Source organism: Jiulongibacter sediminis, from assembly GCF_001306455.1.
GTDB classification, from domain to species: Bacteria; Bacteroidota; Bacteroidia; order Cytophagales; family Spirosomataceae; genus Jiulongibacter; species Jiulongibacter sediminis.
Genome location: NZ_LGTQ01000006.1, coordinates 1067881 through 1087128, shown reverse-complemented (window position 1 = coordinate 1087128; position 19248 = coordinate 1067881). Strand labels below are relative to the sequence as shown.

Below are 19248 nucleotides of genomic sequence, written 5' to 3'. Positions count from 1 at the left end.
AGATGAGAGGCTTCCACCTCTCAAATGATCAAAATTAAGGCGAATGTTACTCAGCGAACAAGAGATTTTAAGAAGAGAAAAAAGAGAGAAATTAATGGCTATGGGTATAGATCCATACCCTGCCGAAGAATTTCAGACCAATACAACGTTAAGAGATATCCTCAAACACTGGGAGCATAATAAGTTTGATTTCAAAGATGTAACAGTGGCTGGGAGACTGATGAGCTTCAGAATCATGGGCTCTGCGTCTTTTGCGGAAATTCAGGATCAAACAGCCCGTATTCAGGTCTATTTCAGACGAGATGATATCTGCCCGGGAGAAGACAAAACAATGTACAATACGGTCTTCAAAAAACTCCTTGACATCGGGGACATTATTGGCCTCCAGGGTTATGTTTTTGAGACACAGACCGGCGAAATCTCAATTCACGTCAATTCTTTCAAACTGCTGAGCAAATCGCTGAGGCCGCTACCAGTTGTCAAAGTTGATGAAGATGGTAAAACGCATGATGGTTTCACCGATCCTGAGCAGCGTTTCCGTCAAAGGTATGTTGATTTGATTGTCAATCCTGACAACCGTGAGATCTTCATCAAAAGAGCCAAGATCATTCGAACGATGCGGCACATCTTTGATGACAAAGGCTGGCTGGAAGTGGAAACTCCAATATTACAACCTATACATGGTGGTGCAGCGGCCCGTCCGTTTAAAACTCACCACAATACGCTTGACATGCCGCTATACATGCGTATTGCCAACGAGTTATATCTAAAAAGACTGATCGTTGGTGGTTTTGATGGCGTTTACGAATTCGGAAAAATGTTCAGAAATGAAGGGATGGACAGAACACACAATCCTGAATTTACGGCATTAGAGTTCTATGTAGCCTACAAAGACTACCAATGGATGATGAATATCACTGAGGAAATCTTTGAAAAAGTAGCTTTAGCTGTACATGGAGACACCAAATTCACTTTCGGAGAAACCGAGCTGAATTTTGCCGGTCCATTTACCCGTCTTTCCATTACAGAAGCCATTGAGAAATATACAGGCGTAAATGTAGAAACGGCCTCAGAAAACGAGCTAAAACAAAAGTGCCAGGAATGGGGAATTGAGATAGACGACAGCATGGGTAAAGCCAAACTGATTGATGAGATTTTTGGGGAAAAAGTAGAAGAGCATCTTATACAACCAACCTTCATCATTGATTATCCGGTTGAGATGTCTCCTTTGACCAAAAAACATAGAAGTAAACCTGGTCTTGTTGAGCGTTTTGAGTTGTTTGTAATGGGTAAAGAAGTAGCGAACGCCTATTCAGAGCTAAATGACCCATTGGATCAAAGAGAACGTTTTGAAGATCAGTTAAAACTTGCCGAGCGTGGAGATGAAGAGGCCATGGCTATGGATGAAGACTTCATCAGAGCCTTAGAATATGGTATGCCTCCTACCTCAGGCATCGGTATCGGCATTGACCGTCTGACAATGCTTTTAACCAATAACACCAGCATCCAGGAGGTTCTTTTCTTCCCACAGATGAGACCTGAGAAAAAAGTAGAAATGGCTACCGTGGCTGATTATGTAAGTATCGGTGTACCGGAAGTATGGGTCCCTGCTTTACAAAAAATGGGATTCATGACACTTGACTCATTGAAAGGAGCAAACCCGAATAAAATCTTCAATGATTTAGGTGGTATGCGTAAGAAGCTCAAGATTGACGAAAAACTGCCTGAAAAATCAGTGGTAGAAAGCTGGGTAGCCTAGGCCTTATTTAACTCCAATTCAAAAGCCTTCAGAGAGATGCTCTCTGAAGGCTTATTTTTTATCTGGAAGAACATTTTTCCAAAAAATGCAACTTTTCGAGTCTTTTTCAGGAAACAGAGATTACATTTACCCTCTTTAAAGAATAATATCCTATGGAGAACATGGATCCGGTTGACTTGAAAATCCTCAAAATTTTGGTCAAAGACGGTTTAGCAACGAACAAAGAGATTGCGGCTCAACTTAACCTTACCACCACTCCCGTTCATGAGCGAGTCAAGCGACTAAGGCGAGACGGCATCATTGACAAATACACCATTGAACTCAATAGAAAACACCTCAACAGAAATCTGCTGGTTTTTTGCAATGTGAGTTTAAAAGAACATGCGTTTGAGTATCTGGAGCGGTTTGAAAAAGATATTCAAACGCTACCTGAGGTAGTCGAATGTTACTGCATCTCCGGCGGGTCAGACTTTCTGTTAAAAATCATCGTTGCAGATATCGACGACTACAAATCCTTCATATTGAACAAGCTTTCTATTCTTCCAAACATTGCTAATACGCAAAGTCAGTTTGTGGTAAAGGATGTGAAACAAAGCAGTATTCTGGATTGATTTTTTTATTTTGCACTGAGTTCTTCATCAAAACCCATTGAAATGTCTTCTACCAAAATCGCCGGAGTCGGCTTCTATGTACCCGAGCAGGTTGTTACCAATTTTGACTTAATGAAAGTCATGGACACCTCTGATGAGTGGATCAGAGAGCGTTCAGGAATTGTTGAGAGACGATACGCCAAGAAACATGAGGAAACGCCAACCACAATGGCGGCTGAGGCATCTAAAATAGCCATTGAGCGGGCAGGGCTTCAGAAAGAAGACATTGATTTTATCATTTTTGCCACTTTAAGTCCCGACTATTATTTCCCGGGATGTGGAGTTCTTCTTCAACGAGAACTTGGTATCACTAAAACTGAAATAGGAGCTTTAGATATTAGAAATCAATGTTCAGGCTTTGTTTACGGACTTTCAGTGGCCGATCAGTTCATAAAATCAGGCATGTATAAAAATATTCTGCTGGTTGGTTCTGAAATGCATTCGATGGGGCTTGATTTCACCACACGTGGACGTGGGGTTTCAGTCCTTTTTGGAGATGGTGCAGGTGCAGTGGTCTTACAACCAACATTTGAAGAGGGGCGTGGCATACTGACTACACATTTACACTCTGACGGCACCCATGCTGAAGAGCTCGCCATGCTCAGCCCGGGCTCACACGGAGGGTACCATTTGCCGGATGTTGACTTTGGTTTCCCCACTGCAGAAGAATTGGGTGAAATCTTTGTATATGATAATTTATTGAACAATAAGACTTATTATCCGGTAATGGATGGCCAATTGGTTTTCAAAAAAGCAGTGACCAAATTTCCTGAAGTCATCATGGAAGCACTCTCAAAAGCCGGCCATATCCCCGAGGATATTGATCTACTTGTACCACATCAGGCGAATCTCCGTATTGCCCAATTTGTGCAAAAGTCGCTGAAACTACCGGACGAGAAGGTCTTCAATAATATCATGAAATATGGAAACACAACTGCCGCCTCTATCCCCATCGCACTTTCTGAAGCCTGGGAGGCCGGGAAAGTGAAAGAAGGCGATTTAGTATGTTTAGCTGCCTTTGGTAGTGGTTTTACCTGGGGAAGTGCTTTGGTCAGGTGGTAGAAGGCCCGTTTTCTAATTCTTTGAAATCACATATGGCTCGAATCCAACTCAATTGATCTTCACATCAATTCGCACAAGCTTTTTTGAGGTTTCACAATGCCACTATTACAGGACTCCCCTATCTTTGAAGATAAACCCATGATCTTTGATTCAATCTTTACTCGCTCAACATAGTTTTATCGATTGGTCGCTTGCCTTTTTTGCCACTTTTGTACTCGGCATTTCTAAAGCAGGGCTTAGAGGCATTGACATCATGAATGTTACAATAATGGCTCTTGTCTTCGGGTCAAAGGCCTCCACTGGTATTGTTTTACCCATTTTATGCGTTGCGGACGTGATGGCTGTCACTTATTATAACCGTCATGCCGACTGGAAACACTTCAAAAAGCTAATGCCGTGGATGATAGCCGGCGTTTTACTTGGCTGGTACATTGGCAAAGAAATCAACGAAGTCTTTTTTAAGCGAATCATGGCAGTTATCATTTTGGTGGCTACGGTTCTCATGATCTGGTGGGAACGACGTAAAAGTAATACTCTTCCGAAAGGCGACTGGTTTTCCGGCATCATGGGTGTAGCCTCCGGTTTTACCACCATGCTGGGCAATCTTGCCGGGGCTTTTTCCAATATCTACTTTCTTATCCTTAGATTCCCAAAAAATGAGTTCATAGGTACGGTATCGTGGTTATTTCTTTTTATCAATCTTTTCAAAGTCCCATTCCATATTTTCTCCTGGGAGACCATTGACTCCAAAAGTATCTTTACCGATCTCATCTTGCTTCCGGCAATGTTTCTGGGCTTTTGGGTGGGTATTCGGGTAGTACGAAAAATTCAGAATGATAACTATCGAAAAATTATTCTGGCACTTACGGTTCTAGGAGCAGTGATAATTTTCTTCAGATAAAAGCATCATGTCAACACAAAATTCAAAAGAAGTAAAGACTGAATTCATCACAAAATTGGGGATTCCCTTCGGAAACAACCTTTATTTTCTCCACAATAGATTAACCACATTGCATGTAATTTTTGAAGAGTTCAATATCCTCTACCACGAAAAAAATGGCAATGTGGGCACAATTAATAAGTATATGCCAACTATGGGTTTATATCTTCAGAATATTCTTTGGGATTATATGTTACTAGAAATTGCAAAATTCATGGATCCTCCGGCGTCCTTACAGAAAAAGAACAAAAATATATCCTTAAGCTCTAGTTTGGAATTTATTGAAGAGCCGAATCTTAAGAAAAAATTAGAAGACAAACTAAAAAACCTTAAAACCCAAACCGGATACGTTAAAGAGAAAAGAAATAAGTCTTTATCTCATTTTGATTTTGAATATAATACCGGTATTAAGAAGATTCATAATACTTCAATCGCTTCAATTCGAGAAACATTAAGGCTCTTTAGCGAATATTTGAATGAATACCATAATTTCTACTTTAATAGCACTTTTCATTACTCTGGAGATTTTATTTCAGGAGGAGCCCGTTCACTTCTTTACCACCTAAGACTATTAGAAAAGATGTAACATAACTCACCAAAAAAGTATACCTAATGGTACACCTTTGTCCCACTATTTTGATAAATTCATCTAAAAATTAATACTATGTTCAATTTTTTGAAAAAGCTTTTCGGCGGCGAGACCGTTGATTTTAAAGAATTAATGGCCAATGGAGCCAAAGTAATTGACGTACGTACTCCACAGGAATTTGCCGGGGGCCATATCAAAGGAGCAGTGAATATTCCGTTGGATAGCCTTGATCGTAATCTGAAGAAAATTCAAGGTTATAATAAACCCCTGATCATGTGTTGTGCATCGGGCATGCGTTCTGGCCGTGCCACCTCATTTCTAAAAAGCAAAGGAATGACAGAAGTCTATAATGGCGGATCGTGGGTTTCGCTCAGATAATACGATTTTTGAAAAGTCTGTCATTTTATTTTATGTTGAAAGTCTCCTTTACGGGAGACTTTTATATTTTTGAGAGAATTAACAAACAAGTCGCCCTATAATGAAATATTTTAAAAAGTCTTTCTTTCTCCTCTTTCTATCCATAGCAGGCCTTGCACAGAACAATATCATTCCGGCTCCGGTAAATTACGAGCGTACGGATGCCATGTTTATGCTTGATCAGCAAACGGCCATTGATGTTAAATCAGAAAACGAAGAAGTAAGAAGATATGCAGAACTTTTTCAGGCTTTTTTGACACAAGGTGGGCTGCAAATCCCATTAAAAAGTGTGGAAAGCCCTGATCGAATGAATAAGGCTATTGTCGTTCAGCTAAGCCCAAATGCAAATCTCGGAGAAGAGGGATACACCCTTGAGGTTCAGGAAAATGTCATTAACCTATCGGCCAATGCCCCGGCGGGTATTTTCAATGGTTTCCAGACATTGAGACAACTACTACCAAGACAATTTGAAAACACCGGCGATGGAGCCGTGGGTCTTGGAATGATCATGGGTTGTAAAATCACTGATTATCCCCGTTTTGGCTGGAGAGGTCTTATGTTAGATGTAAGTCGCCATTTCTTTACCGTTGACGAGGTTAAAGCTTATCTTGACAAAATGGCTCAGTATAAATTCAATGTTTTTCATTGGCACCTGACCGATGATGAAGGCTGGCGAATTGAAATTAAATCGTTGCCAAAACTTACTGAAGTGGGTGCCTGGCGAGTAGAACGTTTCGGCCGTTTCGGCGATACACGCCCATATCCTCAAGAAGGTGAGAAAGCGACATACGGTGGCTTTTACACACAGGAGCAAATCAAGGATATTATCCGCTACGCCGAAGACAGAAACATCACCATTGTTCCTGAAATAGATATGCCCGGACATAGCATGGCAGCCCTAGCGGCCTATCCTGAATTATCAGTAAATAAAGAGCCAAAATTCGTAAACCCGGGATCAAAGTTCGCCGAATGGTATGGAGACGGACACTTTGAGATGTTAATTGAAAACACGCTGAACCCTGCAGATGAAAAAGTCTATGAATTCGTAGATAAGGTAATGACTGAGGTGGCCGAGCTTTTCCCGGGTAAATACATCCATATGGGTGGCGATGAGTGTTATCAGGGCTATTGGGAAAAAGATGCCGAGGTTCAGAAATTCATGAAAAAGAATAAACTAGCGGACACCCATGCTTTGCAAAGTTATTTCGTGTCGAGGGTTAATGAAATCATTCAAAGCAAAGGCAAAACCATGATCGGCTGGGATGAAGTTCTTGAAGGTGGTGACTTACCTAAAAGTACGGCTGTCATGAGCTGGAGAGGTATGAAGGGGGGCATTGAGGCTGCTAAAATGGGCCATGAAGTGGTAATGACTCCGACTACATTTGCCTACATCGATTACACACAGGGTGATAAAAGTGTAGAAAATCCTATATATGCCAGTCTTAGTCTTGAAAAGACCTATTCTTTTGAGCCTGTACCTGATGAAGTGGAGGCTAAATACATTTTGGGTGGACAGGGTAATTTGTGGACCGAAGTTATCCCTAATCTGCCTTTCGCCATGTACATGACTTACCCTCGCGGCCTTGCTCTTGCTGAAACTTTCTGGAGCCCCAAAGAGAAAAAAGATTGGAACAGTTTTATAAACAGAACAGAGCAGCACTTTATGCGTTTTGAGGTAGCGAACACCAATATTTCAAAAGCCGTTTATGAGCCTATCATCAAACTCAAAAAAGAAGATGGTAAGTTGATTTGTGAGTTGGAGAACAATGTACCCAACACTACGATTTATTACACCATTGACAATACCTACCCTGTTCATTTCGGGCAAAAGTACATGGGGGCATTTGAAATTCCCGAAGGAAACTTAGGTCTTAGAACACAGACTTATCGTAATGGCCAACCGCTCGGTCGGGAGTTAAGAATTCATAGAGATGATTTGATCAAAAGGGTTGAATAAAAAGAGATCTTAATTGAATTCTGTCCTTCGAGAGTAACGACAGAAGCAAAAGAGATTTATTAGCAGACAAATTGAAAGAGCCTGTCTCCCACCAAGAAACAGGCTCTTTTCATTTATTCATCGAATATCTGCCTCTAATCAAGGTATAGTTTTATTCCGAAGCACAAGAAGGTCTACAGCTTCTTTACGCCATTTTTGGTATTCTTCATTTCCTACCATCAAGGGGATCATATGAGAACCTAAAACAAGGTCAATATCTCCATCACCATCGATATCTCCTTTGTCAAAAACGAGGTACCTTCCACAATCAGTTTGGCTTGAGAGGTATGGCTCAAATTCAAATCCACCCAGCCCTTTATAAAGCACAAAACCCCGCTGAGGACGTTCAGAAAATCGAGCATAATTTGCTATCACCGCTAAATCCGTGACTCCATCCTGATCAAAGTCTGCCAGCTCTAAACCACTGGCTCCGTTTAACGGCAGGAACTTAGCCTCCTTAAAATGAAATTGCCCATCGTTTTCAAAAAAACGAACGCCATGATAGGGTTTTTCTATAAATGAATAGTCGGCATTATCCCCGCAGGCAACAACAATATCCTTGTTCCCGTCATTATTAAAATCATGCCATGCAAAAGCCGTACTGCCATAAACCGCCGGCAATTGAAGCCACTGCTGCGGTTTAAACTCACCTCTTCCCAAATTCAGGAAAGAAACCACAGATTCATTACCCTGAGTAAATAAGGCAATAATATCCAACTTTCCATCTTTGTTAATATCATCAAGCTCTACCTGAATGGCACCTGAAACCGGCATTAAAATGTGTTCAGTAAAATCACCGCTTTCAGTAGCTTCATACCAGGCGAGCTTACCAATATGGTTACCGAAATTACAAATGATATAATCCTCTAACCCATCACTATTGAGGTCTTCTTTAACCATAAACACCGGCCTGTAAAGCCCCTGAATTTTAGTGGATGGCTTTTCTACCAAATTAATCAAAGACCCTAAAGGCTCATTATTTGGTCTGATTACACCGGCAAGAAGCACTTTTTTCATACCCTCTTTTTCCGGGATGATTCCGACTGGAGAGCTTGACAAAAAAGTCGAATCAACTACCTCCAAATCAGTATTGAGAGTCCTGAGAAAACCATTTCTTCTTCCAGCGTAGATTCGGCTATTCTCCTCATCAATACTCACTAAAGTGTTCATGGCTTCTGAAGAGGGCTCTTTCAGTTTAACTTGCTCAAAATCAAAAATCCCAGCTAAATCCTTATAGGCCTGAGGTTGGGTTTTTACTTCCAGTTTTTCCGGTGCGTTATTAATATAATAGGCCTGAACCCTAACCCAATTCTCATCTGAAATTACCGGTGATGTAGGTATAAGAGCTGTTGCTTCACTTTCATTAAAAGCTGAATTCCCTGTCATATCCATTCTTAAGATACCAGCGTCCTCCACCCCTAGCCAAGCCCCCATTCTTGGCAATATATGCTCTTGCCAGGTAGCTTTATCAAGCATGTCAGGCGTTGGTGCCAAATGACAACCTCCACAAGTACGTCGAGCCAAAGCCTCGTCAGTATCAATTTCTGAACATGAAAAATTGATAAATAGAGCAAATACAAAAAGAAAGGAAATTACCCTTGTCATAGGTTCTGTTTAAGGGCACAAAAAAAATGAATTGCATTAACTGAAACCAGTCATTTCCGATCTTTTAACGGAATCACATATTTCGTGGCAGTCCATGTCTCGTCAATTGCCGAAACTTTGACATCCACCAGACCATATTTTGAGACTACACCCTTTACCGAGTTGTAGTTTAAATCTGTTGCGATTTTAGAAGACTTTTTAGGCCAGCTAACCCAAATCATTCCATTTTGATGAATGCGATTGCAAAAAGTAGAAATGTCTTTTCGAAGATCAATAAGCTCTGTTCCAAACCAGTGAACGAAATCAGCCAACTCACCATCCTCACATTCTTCAACTTCAGGAACCTCCACGAGCAGATCAAAGTAATTCTCAGGGAAATTCAGGAGAATCACCTTTTGACCATCTTTCAGTCCCAGTTTTTTGAAAAGAGGAGTTGACATGAACCAAAATCAAGTTGATATTCAACATTTTAATCCTCCGAAAATAAGAATTCCAAAGCAAAATATTGATCTTAATTCTGGTTGATTTTCAAACTATTACGCTAAAATCATCAATACCCAACGCTCGTATTTTCGCTTCGTGGATCTGACGCACCTTCAAGTAAACCATTCGGGTGAACCATAATACAGTCCATTCGGCCGAGACTTCTCCCTATTTCAACCTGATAACCTGTATTGAGCAGATATTGCAAAGCTTCCATGTCAAAGGTTTCCTCTTCAGTGTAGGTTTTATCCGGCAACCACTGATGGTGAAATTTACGTGCATTAACCGCTTGCTGCATACTCATCCCATGTTCCATCACATTAAGTAGCGTCTGGTAAACCGATGTAATAATTGTGCTTCCGCCCGGGGTTCCTGCCACTAAAAACAGCTGATCATCTTTCTCTACAATTGTAGGAGTCATGGAGGAAAGCATGCGTTTTCCCGGTTGAATTTCATTGGCCTTATTCCCGACCAACCCAAACATATTAGGCACACCCGCTTTTACACTAAAATCGTCCATTTCATTATTCATGAAGAAGCCACCGCCATCAACTACAACTTTACTTCCATATGCTCCATTAAGTGTTGTGGTAATAGAAACCGCCATTCTGTTCTTGTCCACAATACTAAAATGGGTGGTTTGGTCAGATTCATAGTACGGCACTTTACCTCCTTCGATTTCAGAACTTGGTGTTGCTTTTGCTTCATTGAAACTGGCCCAACGCTCCTCTAAATAAGGCCTGCTCATTATTTCTTTCACCGGAACCTTAACAAAGTCTTCATCCCCCAGCCATTTTGCCCGATCGGCATAAACCCTACGTTCAGCCTCAATCATCACCTGAGCCGTTTTACCTGAATTAAAACCCCACTCTTTTAAAGGGTAAGGCTCAGTTAGCCGAAGAAGCTGGATCAAAGCCACACCTCCGCTGGATGGTGGTGGCATTGAGATGATATTGAAATTTTTATAATCTCTTACGATGGGTTCACGCCAAACAGCCTCATATTCCTCCAGATCCTGATGACTGATGATTCCACCACCTTTTTCCATTTCTTTAACCAGCAAATCCGCAGTTATGCCTTTGTAAAAACCGTCGGCACCTTCTTTTTGAATTCGCTTCAAAGCCTCGGCCAGGTCTGACTGAACAAAAACCTCACCTTCCTCAAAATCAGAACCATCTGCTTTGACGTAGTATGGAGTTTCCTGACCGTTTACCTCCCTGAAAGTTTCTTTATAACGATTGAGACCACGTGCCTGCCCGGCGGTGAGTTCAACACCTTTCTCAGCCAGATCGATCGCAGGCTGCAATAAACTACTCCATGATTTTGAGCCCAATTTTTCATGCAGAGACACCATTCCATCAACAGCCCCCGGTACGCCGCTAGCTAAATGGCCCAGAGTACTTTTTCCTTTGATCACATCCCCATTTTCATCGAGATACATATCTCGATGGGCTTTCAAAGGTGCCTTCTCTCTGAAATCAAGACTGTGCGAATTCCCATCAGCATCTCTAACAACAGCAAAACCTCCGCCACCGAGATTACCCGCAAAAGGATGAACAACCGCTAAAGCAAAGAACGTAGCCACAGCGGCATCGGCGGCATTGCCTCCTTTTTTCAGAATTTGAGTACCCACCTCTGAGGCCTTAAAATGAGCGGAAGCTACCATTCCTGAGGAGTTAAAGACACCTTTTTTGTCGCTGACAAAAGCGTTTTGATTTTCATCTTCAACGAACAATTCAAAAAGGCCATCACCGCGTTTAATTTCGGAAACGGGCTTTTGTGTTTTACAGGAGGCAAAAAACACGAGCAACAAAAGAAAGCGAGCTATTTTCATAGAAGAGGCTATTGATAATACTGAATTACTGTAATAAAATGTCAAAACATTCTGAATACATATTATTCAATTATTATCAGATACAACTGACTCTGTCATAAGAAAATTGATTCGGTTACACTTTTCCCCAAAATCATTCAAAAAGAGAATAATACATCGTATTAATTATCTAGCAGACTTGACTTTGAAAGCCCAATAATCATTCAAATGAACCACTCAAAAGTAAAAGAACTCGCCCTTAACAAAGCCATTGTGATTTGACCGTAAATTTTCTTCCTTTACCTTAACAATAAACCCGATGCTAGCATGAAGTTTCTTCGAATGGTTCTTGAGAGTTTTCGTTTCGCCTGGCAGGCTTTACGCTCTAATGTCCTCAGAACCCTCCTCTCACTTTTAGGTGTTACTGTTGGTATCTTCTCCATAATTGGAGTTTTGACCATGGTTGATTCTTTGGAGGCAAACGTGAAAAATGCTCTCAGCAGCATTGGAGAACGTACCATTTATGTTGACAAATTCCCATGGCTTTTTACTGATGGAGACTACCCCTGGTGGAAGTACTTTCAACGCCCACGGCCTAAGCACTCCGAATATGAGTACCTCAAAAGTAGGGTTAGAAATGCCGAGGCTATTACCATTATGGACTACTCTGTTGCCAATGCCAAATACCTGAACAGCAGTTTTGATGCCCTTATTCATGGAATTACCTATGACTTTAACATCATCACCGAAGTACCTGTAATTGAGGGTCGTTACTTTACTCAAGCCGAAGTAGATGGCGGCAGAAATGTGGCCGTACTTGGTGGCGAAGTTGCTCAAACACTCTTCGGTGACGAGGATGGTATCGGGAAAAACATCAAAATCAAAGGCCAAAGATTTACCGTTATTGGCATTCAGGAAGTAAAAGGGAAACAACTCGTAGATGTGGGCGGCAACCCTGATCAGAAAATCTATATACCGTTTTTACGTCATAAGCGTATGTTCTCTTCGGGTAACCTCTTTGGTATGATTGCCCTGCAAGCCCGTGAAGACGATGAAAATATGGTTATGCTTGAAAGTGAAATTACCGGCCTCATGCGTACCACACGCGGACTAAGACCATCAGAAGAGGACAATTTTGCCCTTAACAGACCAGATGCTGCCGCCAGTGCCATGAGTACTGTTTTCGATTCGCTGAGAGTTGGTGGTTATATCATAGGAGCTTTTGCCCTTCTTATAGGTGGGTTTGGAATCGCCAATATCATGTTTGTATCGGTAAAAGAACGAACTAACATCATCGGTATTCAGAAGTCGCTTGGAGCCAAAAACTACTTCGTTTTGTTCCAATTCCTCTTTGAATCCGTATTTCTGTGTATTATCGGTGGTTTGGTCGGTTTGCTTTTGGTTTACCTCATCAGTTTCATTAATCTCGGATCTCTTGATCTCATCCTGACCACGGGTAATATGGTTATCGGGCTGTTGATTGCCAGTTTTATTGGCATTCTGTCTGGTATAATTCCGGCATCACAGGCGGCTTCACTGAACCCTGTTATTGCCATCAGAGCAAAATAATTGAGAAAAAATGTTTTGTTTTGCAAGACAATAAAATAAACCTCAACTCATGAAATTCAGAATTTTCCTTTTCTTGCTTCTCCTGCTGTTAATAGGAGCATTTTACTATATCAGCACCGGTTATTTTAGTTCAGGGGAACGAGCCGGTACACTCTCAAAACTGAGTGAAAGAGGTTACATTTTCAAAACTTATGAAGGTGTTTTAAACGAAGGCGGGTACTCAGGAGAAACCGGCACATTACAGCCACGCTACTGGGATTTTTCGGCCAAAGAGGATTCGGTGGTGACTAAGCTTCGCAAAGCCTTAAGTACTGGCGAAAGAGTAACAATTATGTATCAGGAGAAATTTGTAAAATTCCCATGGAATGGTGACACCAAGTACTTTGTGGTGGATGTCATTTTTCTTCCGCAGCCAAGAGAACCGCAATACCAGTCTTATCCTGAAAGAGTACCTTCACCAGAAAGCCCTCAAGAAGAGGTAGTTCCTCAAAGAATCGACTCAACAGTTACTACCGAGCCTGTTTAAAGCTTAATAAAAGACTTCACGAGGCTTTTACCTTCAGCATTGATATGAATAAAATACCTTCCTGCGGGGAGGTATTTTACATTTAGTACCTCTCTATCAAAAGCAACGGACTGTTTTCGACCTCTTTGGTCATAAACCAAAGGTGATTCCAGCGACTCTATACCTTTCAGAAAAATCAGATCTGTAGTTGGGTTCGGAAAGGCCTTAATATTATTAGAAAAAGAAGAAAGCGGCTGTAATTCAGTTTCTGTCACATCTTTCAGGATCCAGTTTTCAGGATCAAAAATGACAGCCAAAACTTCGCCCTGAAGTCCGTTGATCTCAAAGAGTTGTTCGTTTTGATCCACAAAAACTCTTTGTCGTTCTGTAGAGCCATTGGCATATTGAATTTCTATTTCAACCGGCTGAATGAAGGTTTGTGTTTCTTCAGTGCCGTAGTGTTTAATTTCAAGCATTAACTGATCACCTTCCTGCCCCCAGCCATAAGTATAAACCGGGTAGCCGGTCCCGAAAAGCCATTGGTCAAAAAACCACTGCAGTGATTCCCCATAAACACGCTCTGCCACCAACTGAAAATCTTCAATGGAAGCAGCTCCGTAAGCAAATTCAGTATTTTGAAATTCTTTCAAGGTTGCGAAAAAAAGGTCGTCTCCCATGACCCCACGAAGCATATGAACTATTATAGAGCCTTTTTGATACGTTTTGGGGTAATTAAAAATTTCATTGACAGAGCCAGTATTTTGAATCGCCACTGTACCCGATACTTGCTTGGCTCCTTCCATATGGTTACTCACCTCAGCCAGATAAGCCGAGTTACCCTGTAGCTGCTCCCGGGCATATAAATCTGAAAACTCAGCAAAACCTTCGTTGATCCAGATATCCCGCCAGGTTTTACACGTCACTTTATCACCAAACCACTGATGCCCAAGCTCATGGGCAATGAGGCCAAACGAAAAGGTTCCCATACTACTGATGGTTTGATGCTCCATACCTCCACCAAAACCAAACATGGCATGACCATACTTTTCATTGATAAACGGGTATTCACCATAGGCTTCAGAAAAAACTTCAAGCATATCTACAGTTCTGTCCAGCAAGGGTGCCAGGGCAGGATTACCCACCAATTCCGGATAAACATAATCCACTACCGGCATTGTACCTCCGGCGTGCTCAAAGCTTCGTTCCAACTTCTGATAATTGGAGGCCGCTATTGAAATAAGGTAATGTGCAATCGGGTAACGATGTTTCCATTTAGCCGTTTGCGTACCATCCTGATTACTAACCGTTTCCTGAAGAATCCCCTGTGAAACTGCCGTATATAAAGTAGGAAGCGTTATCCAAACATCGCAGGAGTCGGCCTTATTAGCCGGATTATCAATACATGGCCACCAGGAAGGTGTATCATAGGGCTCACTCAAAGTCCAGATGACCGGCTGCCCACCTCCATGAGTTGTAAATTCAATGGTATAATTTTGAGGCGATTGAAGTGGCACACCCTGATAATAAATGGTAGTTGTAAACTGTTGACCTTTCAACAGCGGCTCATCCAGCGAGGTATTGATTTTGCCAGAACTATGGGAATAACTTACTTTCTTATCATTCACAAATACGGAGTCAACCCTCAAACTACTACTGAGATCTAAAAAGAAACTGCTGATTTGATCTGCTTCTACAGTAAAGGCACTTTCTACTCTACCTTTCAGCCATTTAGAGGAAGGTTCAATTTTTAAATCAAGAAAGTAATACCCCGCGTCAATTGTGGCATCTCCGGGAAATCTAAAGTTCTTTTTACTCAGAAATTCTGAACCCAGACTTTGTTTTCCTGTGGCACAGCTTATACCGCCGTTCAGCAAATGCTGAGAATGTCCATAAAAACTTGTGAGCAAAAGAAGGAATATAAAGAAGATATTTTTCATGTCTTTCAAATCAATCCTAACTATCAACGAAAGAATAGACTAACTTGGTTTATTCCAGCCAGCGTGGTTATATGAAAAAAGCCCTTTTAATAGGGCCTTTTCTAAATTCATTATTTGATGCATACAAACATTATACACTCATAATGTCTTTTTCTTTCTCCTCGTACATTTTTTCAGCCTTGTCAACGAACGTATCTGTCAATTTCTGAACTCTCTCTTCACCAATTTTGATGGCATCTTCAGAAACTCCATCATTCTTTAGTTTCTTAAGCTCATCATTGGTTTCCTGCCTTACCTTTCTGATGTTGATACGGGCGGTTTCAATTTCCCCTTTGGCTTGCTTGGCCAATTGCATACGTCTTTCCTCAGTCATTGGGGGCAGGTTCAGACGAATGAATTCTCCATCATTTGTAGGTGCAAGTCCCAGATTGGCGTTAATGATAGCACGCTCAATTTCCTGAAGAAGGCTTTTCTCAAAAGGTCGGATAGAGATAGTTCTGGCATCGGGAGTAGTAATAGAAGATGCCTGATTCAAGGGTGTTGGCACACCATAATATTCAATCACTATACCATCAAGCATGGCAGGGCTGGCTTTTCCTGCACGTATTTTTCTCAACTCAGAAGCCGTGTAACGCAGGGCTTTACCCATGCCGTCTTCGGCCATTTCGAGTAACATATCTATTTCTTCCATATTTGTGATTTTCTAATTCTTGTGTTTAGTTTGCTCAATATAAGAACTTTAATCTTTGACCAAAGTTCCCACCTTTTCGCCGGACACTACTTTAAGCAGGTTACCCTCTCCGTTCATATCAAATACAATAATGGGCAGGCTATTCTCCTGACAAAGCGTGAAGGCCGTTTTATCCATCACCTTGAGACCCTTGTTAATAGCATCTGTAAAACTAATTTCATCATATTTAACAGCATTGGGGTCCTTTCGAGGGTCCGCGGTGTAAACACCATCCACATTAGTTCCTTTCAAAAGAACATCGGCTTCTATTTCATTGGCTCTTAATGCTCCACCGGAGTCCGTTGAGAAAAATGGATTACCCGTACCTGCACCAAATATAACCACACGCCCCTTTTCAAGGTGACGAATCGCCCTTCTGCGAATAAACGGCTCTGCTATTTGTTCCATTTTAATGGCAGAAAGCAGACGTGTCTGAATATCATGATTCTCAAGTACTGACTGAATAGCCATACCGTTAATGACCGTCGCAAGCATTCCCATGTAATCGCCTTGCGTTCTGTCAATCCCCGAATCTGCCGTAGCTCCGCGATAGATGTTTCCACCACCAATAACAATGGCGATTTCTACACCGGCGTCAACAACTTTTTTGATTTCTTTGGCAAATTTGACCAGGATATCTGAGTCAATTACGTGGCTTTTATCTCCGCCATTAAGGGCTTCACCACTAAGTTTCAGAAGGATTCGTTTGTATTTGATTGACATGTATGAGCAGGTTTCCGCAAATATAGCTGTTTCTCAGATTTTGCAAACGCAATCTTACTTCCTGTTGATAAGATAAACTCCGATTAAAGTGATTCCCATTCCTGCATAATGCCAAACAGAAACCAATTCTCCATCGAACAAACCGGCAATAACAGCCACGATTGGAATGAGGTAAGTTACCGAAGAAGCAAACACCGGCGTGGTTTTTTGAAGTAAATAATTGAAAACCACCAAAGCCAGAGAAGTATTAATACCTGCCAGACAAAACATATAAACAACAAGCTTTCTATTTGCCGGATCTATCAGTTTTGAGAAGAAATCAGTGAATGGGAGTACACAAAAGGCCATAAGACCAACGATCAAAAAAGCTACCGAAGTCAGATAAAGCGGCTTGACATTTTTCAGGTATTTACTGATGATATTGACATTAAAACCATACATCATGGTACCGGCCATCGCCAGTATAGCATATGGATTAGCAAAATTCAGTTTCCCGTCATTACCCGAGAGAACCAGCAATAAACTGCCAGCAAAACCTAGCAAAATTCCGATCACCTGAAATCTCTTGATGCTGGCCGCAAAAAACAGTGCACCAATAATCATCACAAAAATAGGCGTGGTGGAGTTTAAGGTACCCGCTAAAGAACTGTTTAATTGAGAACCTACTTTGGCATACACAAACGCCGGAATAAAGTTTCCCAGTAAACCTGACAAACCGACCCAGGTCAGTTTTTCCCTTGGGATGTTCTTCAAACCTCTGTAAGCCCAGGGCAATAAAAAAACTCCGGCCAGAAATACACGTGCAGCCCCTACTTCAATAGGCGTAAACTCTACAACGATTTTTTTGATAAATAGAAAAGATAAACCCCAAATAACACTCAAAAAGAGAAGAATAGCCCATGCTATAAATTCCTGAGAAACAGGCTTTTTTGTCTTAATTTTCGGCATTCAGTTTGACCCTTTAGACGGGAGCTTTCAAAAATAGACAAATAGTTTGAATCGGTAGATTGGCCAATGTGAAATCGATTGTAACGGCCATTATTATTCCCTTATTTTACAATTCAACCTTAACAAATAACAAAATCAATCCATGATGAAAAAGGCCTTATTCGTTTTTGGAGCATTCGCTTTTGCAGCTTGTAACAGCTCCGGCGAAAATGAAAACTCAACCGAAGAAATTGTTGAAGTACCAGTAGTTAACAGCAAAGAAGTCAAAACTCTGGAGGTGGGCTCCCCGGCTCCTGACTTTAAGTTAATGGGTGTTGATGACGAATACCATACACTGGCAGACTATGACGATGCCGATATTCTGGCTATTCTTTTTACCTGTAACCACTGCCCTACCGCACAGGCCTATGAAGACAGAGTTCAGGCTTATGTGAATGAATACGAACCCAAAGGTGTAAAGTTGGTAGCGATTCAACCCAATGCTGACAAGGCGGTAAGGTTTGACGAACTGGGATACACTGACCTCAATGATAGTTTTGAGGAAATGAAAATACGAGTGAAAGACAAAAGTTATAGCTACCCTTATTTATATGACGGTGCTACGCAGCAAACCGCCGCTAAATACGGCCCGGTAGCTACTCCCCATATCTTTCTTTTTGACAAAGACCGTAATCTGCAATACCAGGGCAGAATAGACAATGATGAACATATTGGCAAAGCCACAGAATTTGACCTCAAAAATGCTACGGAAGCCATGCTTAAAGGTGAAAAACCAGAGGTAGCCTCAACCAAGGTATTTGGGTGTTCCATTAAATGGATGGAGAAGGCCGAATCAAAAATTGCGGAAATGGAAGGCTGGGCTGAAGAAGATGTGAGTCTTGAAAAGGCAAATCTTGACAAGTTGAAGAGTATTATGGCGAATAAAGACAGTGACAACTATCGCCTTGTGAATGTCTGGGCCACCTGGTGCGGCCCATGTGTAGCGGAGTTTGAAGGCTTGGCTCAAACGGACAAGATGTATCGCAACCGTGATTTTGAGTTTGTCACGCTCTCGAACGATGAAGCAGATAATTTTGACAACACCCTTTCTTTTCTTCAAAAGAAGTTTGCAAGCAATAAGAACTACATTCTTGAAGAAGGCATTAATAAGTATGACATGATTGAGGCCATTGACCCTGACTGGCAGGGGGCTTTACCATACACCGTATTAATTTCTCCAAGCGGCGAAAAACTATACACCCAAATGGGCGAAATTGACATTCTGGATTTAAGGAAAAATATAGCCGACAATATTGGCCGCTATTTTGATTAAAAGTTCGATTTTTTCCTTTAAAGTCTCGATGCAGACTAATCAACCCGTGGTCTGATTATTTTTTGGGAATAAGTTGAAAATGTAAGTTAACTCACCTTCAAACTTCAGTTATTTGAAGGTGTTTTTTTAACATACCCGGGTGTATTTTCAAACCCATTGATTTCTGCAATTACAAGCTCAGTTTCTAAGAGCCATTCCGGTCTGATTTTA

17 protein-coding genes are annotated in these 19248 nt (G+C 41.4%); 10 read left to right on the top strand and 7 right to left on the bottom strand.

What is annotated here, in order from left to right:
* Nucleotides 1–43: 43 nt before the first annotated feature.
* The 7 genes from lysS to AFM12_RS10530 all read left to right on the top strand — a co-directional run bounded on the left by lysS (nt 44) and on the right by AFM12_RS10530 (nt 7374).
* Nucleotides 44–1759 carry a lysine--tRNA ligase gene (gene lysS / locus AFM12_RS10560; RefSeq protein ID WP_055147726.1) on the top strand — a complete coding sequence of 572 codons (1716 nt, stop codon included), beginning with the start codon at nt 44–46 and terminating at the stop codon, nt 1757–1759.
* 152 nt (nt 1760–1911) lie between these two features.
* Nucleotides 1912–2370 carry an Lrp/AsnC family transcriptional regulator gene (locus tag AFM12_RS10555; protein WP_055147723.1) on the top strand — a complete coding sequence of 153 codons (459 nt, stop codon included), beginning with the start codon at nt 1912–1914 and terminating at the stop codon, nt 2368–2370.
* 42 nt (nt 2371–2412) lie between these two features.
* The gene (locus AFM12_RS10550; protein ID WP_055147720.1) at nt 2413–3471 is read left to right on the top strand and encodes a 3-oxoacyl-ACP synthase III family protein; all 1059 of its coding nucleotides are present in this window, start codon (nt 2413–2415) and stop codon (nt 3469–3471) included.
* Between the two features lie 145 nt (nt 3472–3616).
* Nucleotides 3617–4372 (top strand): sulfite exporter TauE/SafE family protein, encoded by a 756-nt coding sequence (locus AFM12_RS10545; RefSeq protein WP_055147717.1) that lies wholly within the window; start codon nt 3617–3619, stop codon nt 4370–4372.
* 7 nt (nt 4373–4379) lie between these two features.
* Nucleotides 4380–4997 (top strand): AbiU2 domain-containing protein, encoded by a 618-nt coding sequence (locus tag AFM12_RS10540; protein ID WP_055147714.1) that lies wholly within the window; start codon nt 4380–4382, stop codon nt 4995–4997.
* Nucleotides 4998–5075: 78 nt separating this feature from the next.
* A complete protein-coding gene (locus AFM12_RS10535) occupies nt 5076–5378 on the top strand; it encodes a rhodanese-like domain-containing protein (protein WP_055147711.1) in 303 nt (100 codons plus the stop codon).
* Between the two features lie 100 nt (nt 5379–5478).
* Nucleotides 5479–7374 carry a beta-N-acetylhexosaminidase gene (locus AFM12_RS10530; RefSeq protein ID WP_055147708.1) on the top strand — a complete coding sequence of 632 codons (1896 nt, stop codon included), beginning with the start codon at nt 5479–5481 and terminating at the stop codon, nt 7372–7374.
* Nucleotides 7375–7512: 138 nt separating this feature from the next.
* Here AFM12_RS10530 and AFM12_RS10525 read toward each other — a convergent pair whose 3' ends face one another.
* The 3 genes from AFM12_RS10525 to ggt all read right to left on the bottom strand — a co-directional run bounded on the left by AFM12_RS10525 (nt 7513) and on the right by ggt (nt 11335).
* A complete protein-coding gene (locus AFM12_RS10525) occupies nt 7513–9018 on the bottom strand; it encodes an FG-GAP repeat domain-containing protein (protein WP_055147704.1) in 1506 nt (501 codons plus the stop codon).
* Nucleotides 9019–9068: 50 nt separating this feature from the next.
* On the bottom strand, nt 9069–9458 hold the full coding sequence (locus tag AFM12_RS10520; RefSeq protein WP_055147701.1) for a DUF3052 family protein: 390 nt from the start codon (nt 9456–9458) through the stop codon (nt 9069–9071).
* Nucleotides 9459–9568: 110 nt separating this feature from the next.
* The gene (ggt, locus tag AFM12_RS10515) at nt 9569–11335 is read right to left on the bottom strand and encodes a gamma-glutamyltransferase (protein WP_055147698.1); all 1767 of its coding nucleotides are present in this window, start codon (nt 11333–11335) and stop codon (nt 9569–9571) included.
* A gap of 306 nt (nt 11336–11641) precedes the next feature.
* Here ggt and AFM12_RS10510 point away from each other — a divergent pair, with 306 nt between their 5' ends.
* Nucleotides 11642–12883 (top strand): ABC transporter permease, encoded by a 1242-nt coding sequence (locus AFM12_RS10510; protein WP_055147695.1) that lies wholly within the window; start codon nt 11642–11644, stop codon nt 12881–12883.
* A gap of 49 nt (nt 12884–12932) precedes the next feature.
* A complete protein-coding gene (locus AFM12_RS10505) occupies nt 12933–13409 on the top strand; it encodes a hypothetical protein (RefSeq protein ID WP_174721304.1) in 477 nt (158 codons plus the stop codon).
* Here the strand turns inward: AFM12_RS10505 and AFM12_RS10500 are convergent.
* From AFM12_RS10500 to AFM12_RS10485, 4 genes are all read right to left on the bottom strand, one after another.
* Nucleotides 13406–15325, bottom strand: coding sequence for a M1 family aminopeptidase (locus AFM12_RS10500; protein ID WP_055147692.1), 1920 nt, complete (start codon nt 15323–15325; stop codon nt 13406–13408). The genes AFM12_RS10505 and AFM12_RS10500 overlap by 4 nt on opposite strands.
* A gap of 130 nt (nt 15326–15455) precedes the next feature.
* Nucleotides 15456–16016, bottom strand: a complete 561-nt coding sequence (gene frr / locus AFM12_RS10495) for a ribosome recycling factor (RefSeq protein ID WP_055147689.1) — start codon at nt 16014–16016, stop codon at nt 15456–15458.
* Between the two features lie 48 nt (nt 16017–16064).
* A complete protein-coding gene (gene pyrH / locus AFM12_RS10490; RefSeq protein WP_172678812.1) occupies nt 16065–16778 on the bottom strand; it encodes a UMP kinase in 714 nt (237 codons plus the stop codon).
* A 54-nt stretch (nt 16779–16832) separates the two neighbouring features.
* Entirely contained in the window at nt 16833–17726 is an 894-nt protein-coding gene (locus tag AFM12_RS10485; RefSeq protein ID WP_055147687.1) for a DMT family transporter, read from the bottom strand.
* Nucleotides 17727–17868: 142 nt separating this feature from the next.
* Between AFM12_RS10485 and AFM12_RS10480 the strand changes: the two genes are divergently transcribed.
* Nucleotides 17869–19038 (top strand): redoxin domain-containing protein, encoded by a 1170-nt coding sequence (locus AFM12_RS10480; RefSeq protein WP_229308488.1) that lies wholly within the window; start codon nt 17869–17871, stop codon nt 19036–19038.
* Nucleotides 19039–19248: the final 210 nt, after the last annotated feature.

Coding starts and splice junctions, on each gene's coding strand:
- lysS (WP_055147726.1), top strand. CDS start 44: ATGTTACTCAGCGAACAAGAGATTTTAAGAAGAGAAAAAAGAGAGAAA.
- AFM12_RS10555 (WP_055147723.1), top strand. CDS start 1,912: ATGGAGAACATGGATCCGGTTGACTTGAAAATCCTCAAAATTTTGGTC.
- AFM12_RS10550 (WP_055147720.1), top strand. CDS start 2,413: ATGTCTTCTACCAAAATCGCCGGAGTCGGCTTCTATGTACCCGAGCAG.
- AFM12_RS10540 (WP_055147714.1), top strand. CDS start 4,380: ATGTCAACACAAAATTCAAAAGAAGTAAAGACTGAATTCATCACAAAA.
- AFM12_RS10535 (WP_055147711.1), top strand. CDS start 5,076: ATGTTCAATTTTTTGAAAAAGCTTTTCGGCGGCGAGACCGTTGATTTT.
- AFM12_RS10530 (WP_055147708.1), top strand. CDS start 5,479: ATGAAATATTTTAAAAAGTCTTTCTTTCTCCTCTTTCTATCCATAGCA.
- AFM12_RS10525 (WP_055147704.1), bottom strand. CDS start 9,018: ATGACAAGGGTAATTTCCTTTCTTTTTGTATTTGCTCTATTTATCAAT.
- AFM12_RS10520 (WP_055147701.1), bottom strand. CDS start 9,458: ATGTCAACTCCTCTTTTCAAAAAACTGGGACTGAAAGATGGTCAAAAG.
- ggt (WP_055147698.1), bottom strand. CDS start 11,335: ATGAAAATAGCTCGCTTTCTTTTGTTGCTCGTGTTTTTTGCCTCCTGT.
- AFM12_RS10510 (WP_055147695.1), top strand. CDS start 11,642: ATGAAGTTTCTTCGAATGGTTCTTGAGAGTTTTCGTTTCGCCTGGCAG.
- AFM12_RS10505 (WP_174721304.1), top strand. CDS start 12,933: ATGAAATTCAGAATTTTCCTTTTCTTGCTTCTCCTGCTGTTAATAGGA.
- AFM12_RS10500 (WP_055147692.1), bottom strand. CDS start 15,325: ATGAAAAATATCTTCTTTATATTCCTTCTTTTGCTCACAAGTTTTTAT.
- frr (WP_055147689.1), bottom strand. CDS start 16,016: ATGGAAGAAATAGATATGTTACTCGAAATGGCCGAAGACGGCATGGGT.
- pyrH (WP_172678812.1), bottom strand. CDS start 16,778: ATGTCAATCAAATACAAACGAATCCTTCTGAAACTTAGTGGTGAAGCC.
- AFM12_RS10485 (WP_055147687.1), bottom strand. CDS start 17,726: ATGCCGAAAATTAAGACAAAAAAGCCTGTTTCTCAGGAATTTATAGCA.
- AFM12_RS10480 (WP_229308488.1), top strand. CDS start 17,869: ATGATGAAAAAGGCCTTATTCGTTTTTGGAGCATTCGCTTTTGCAGCT.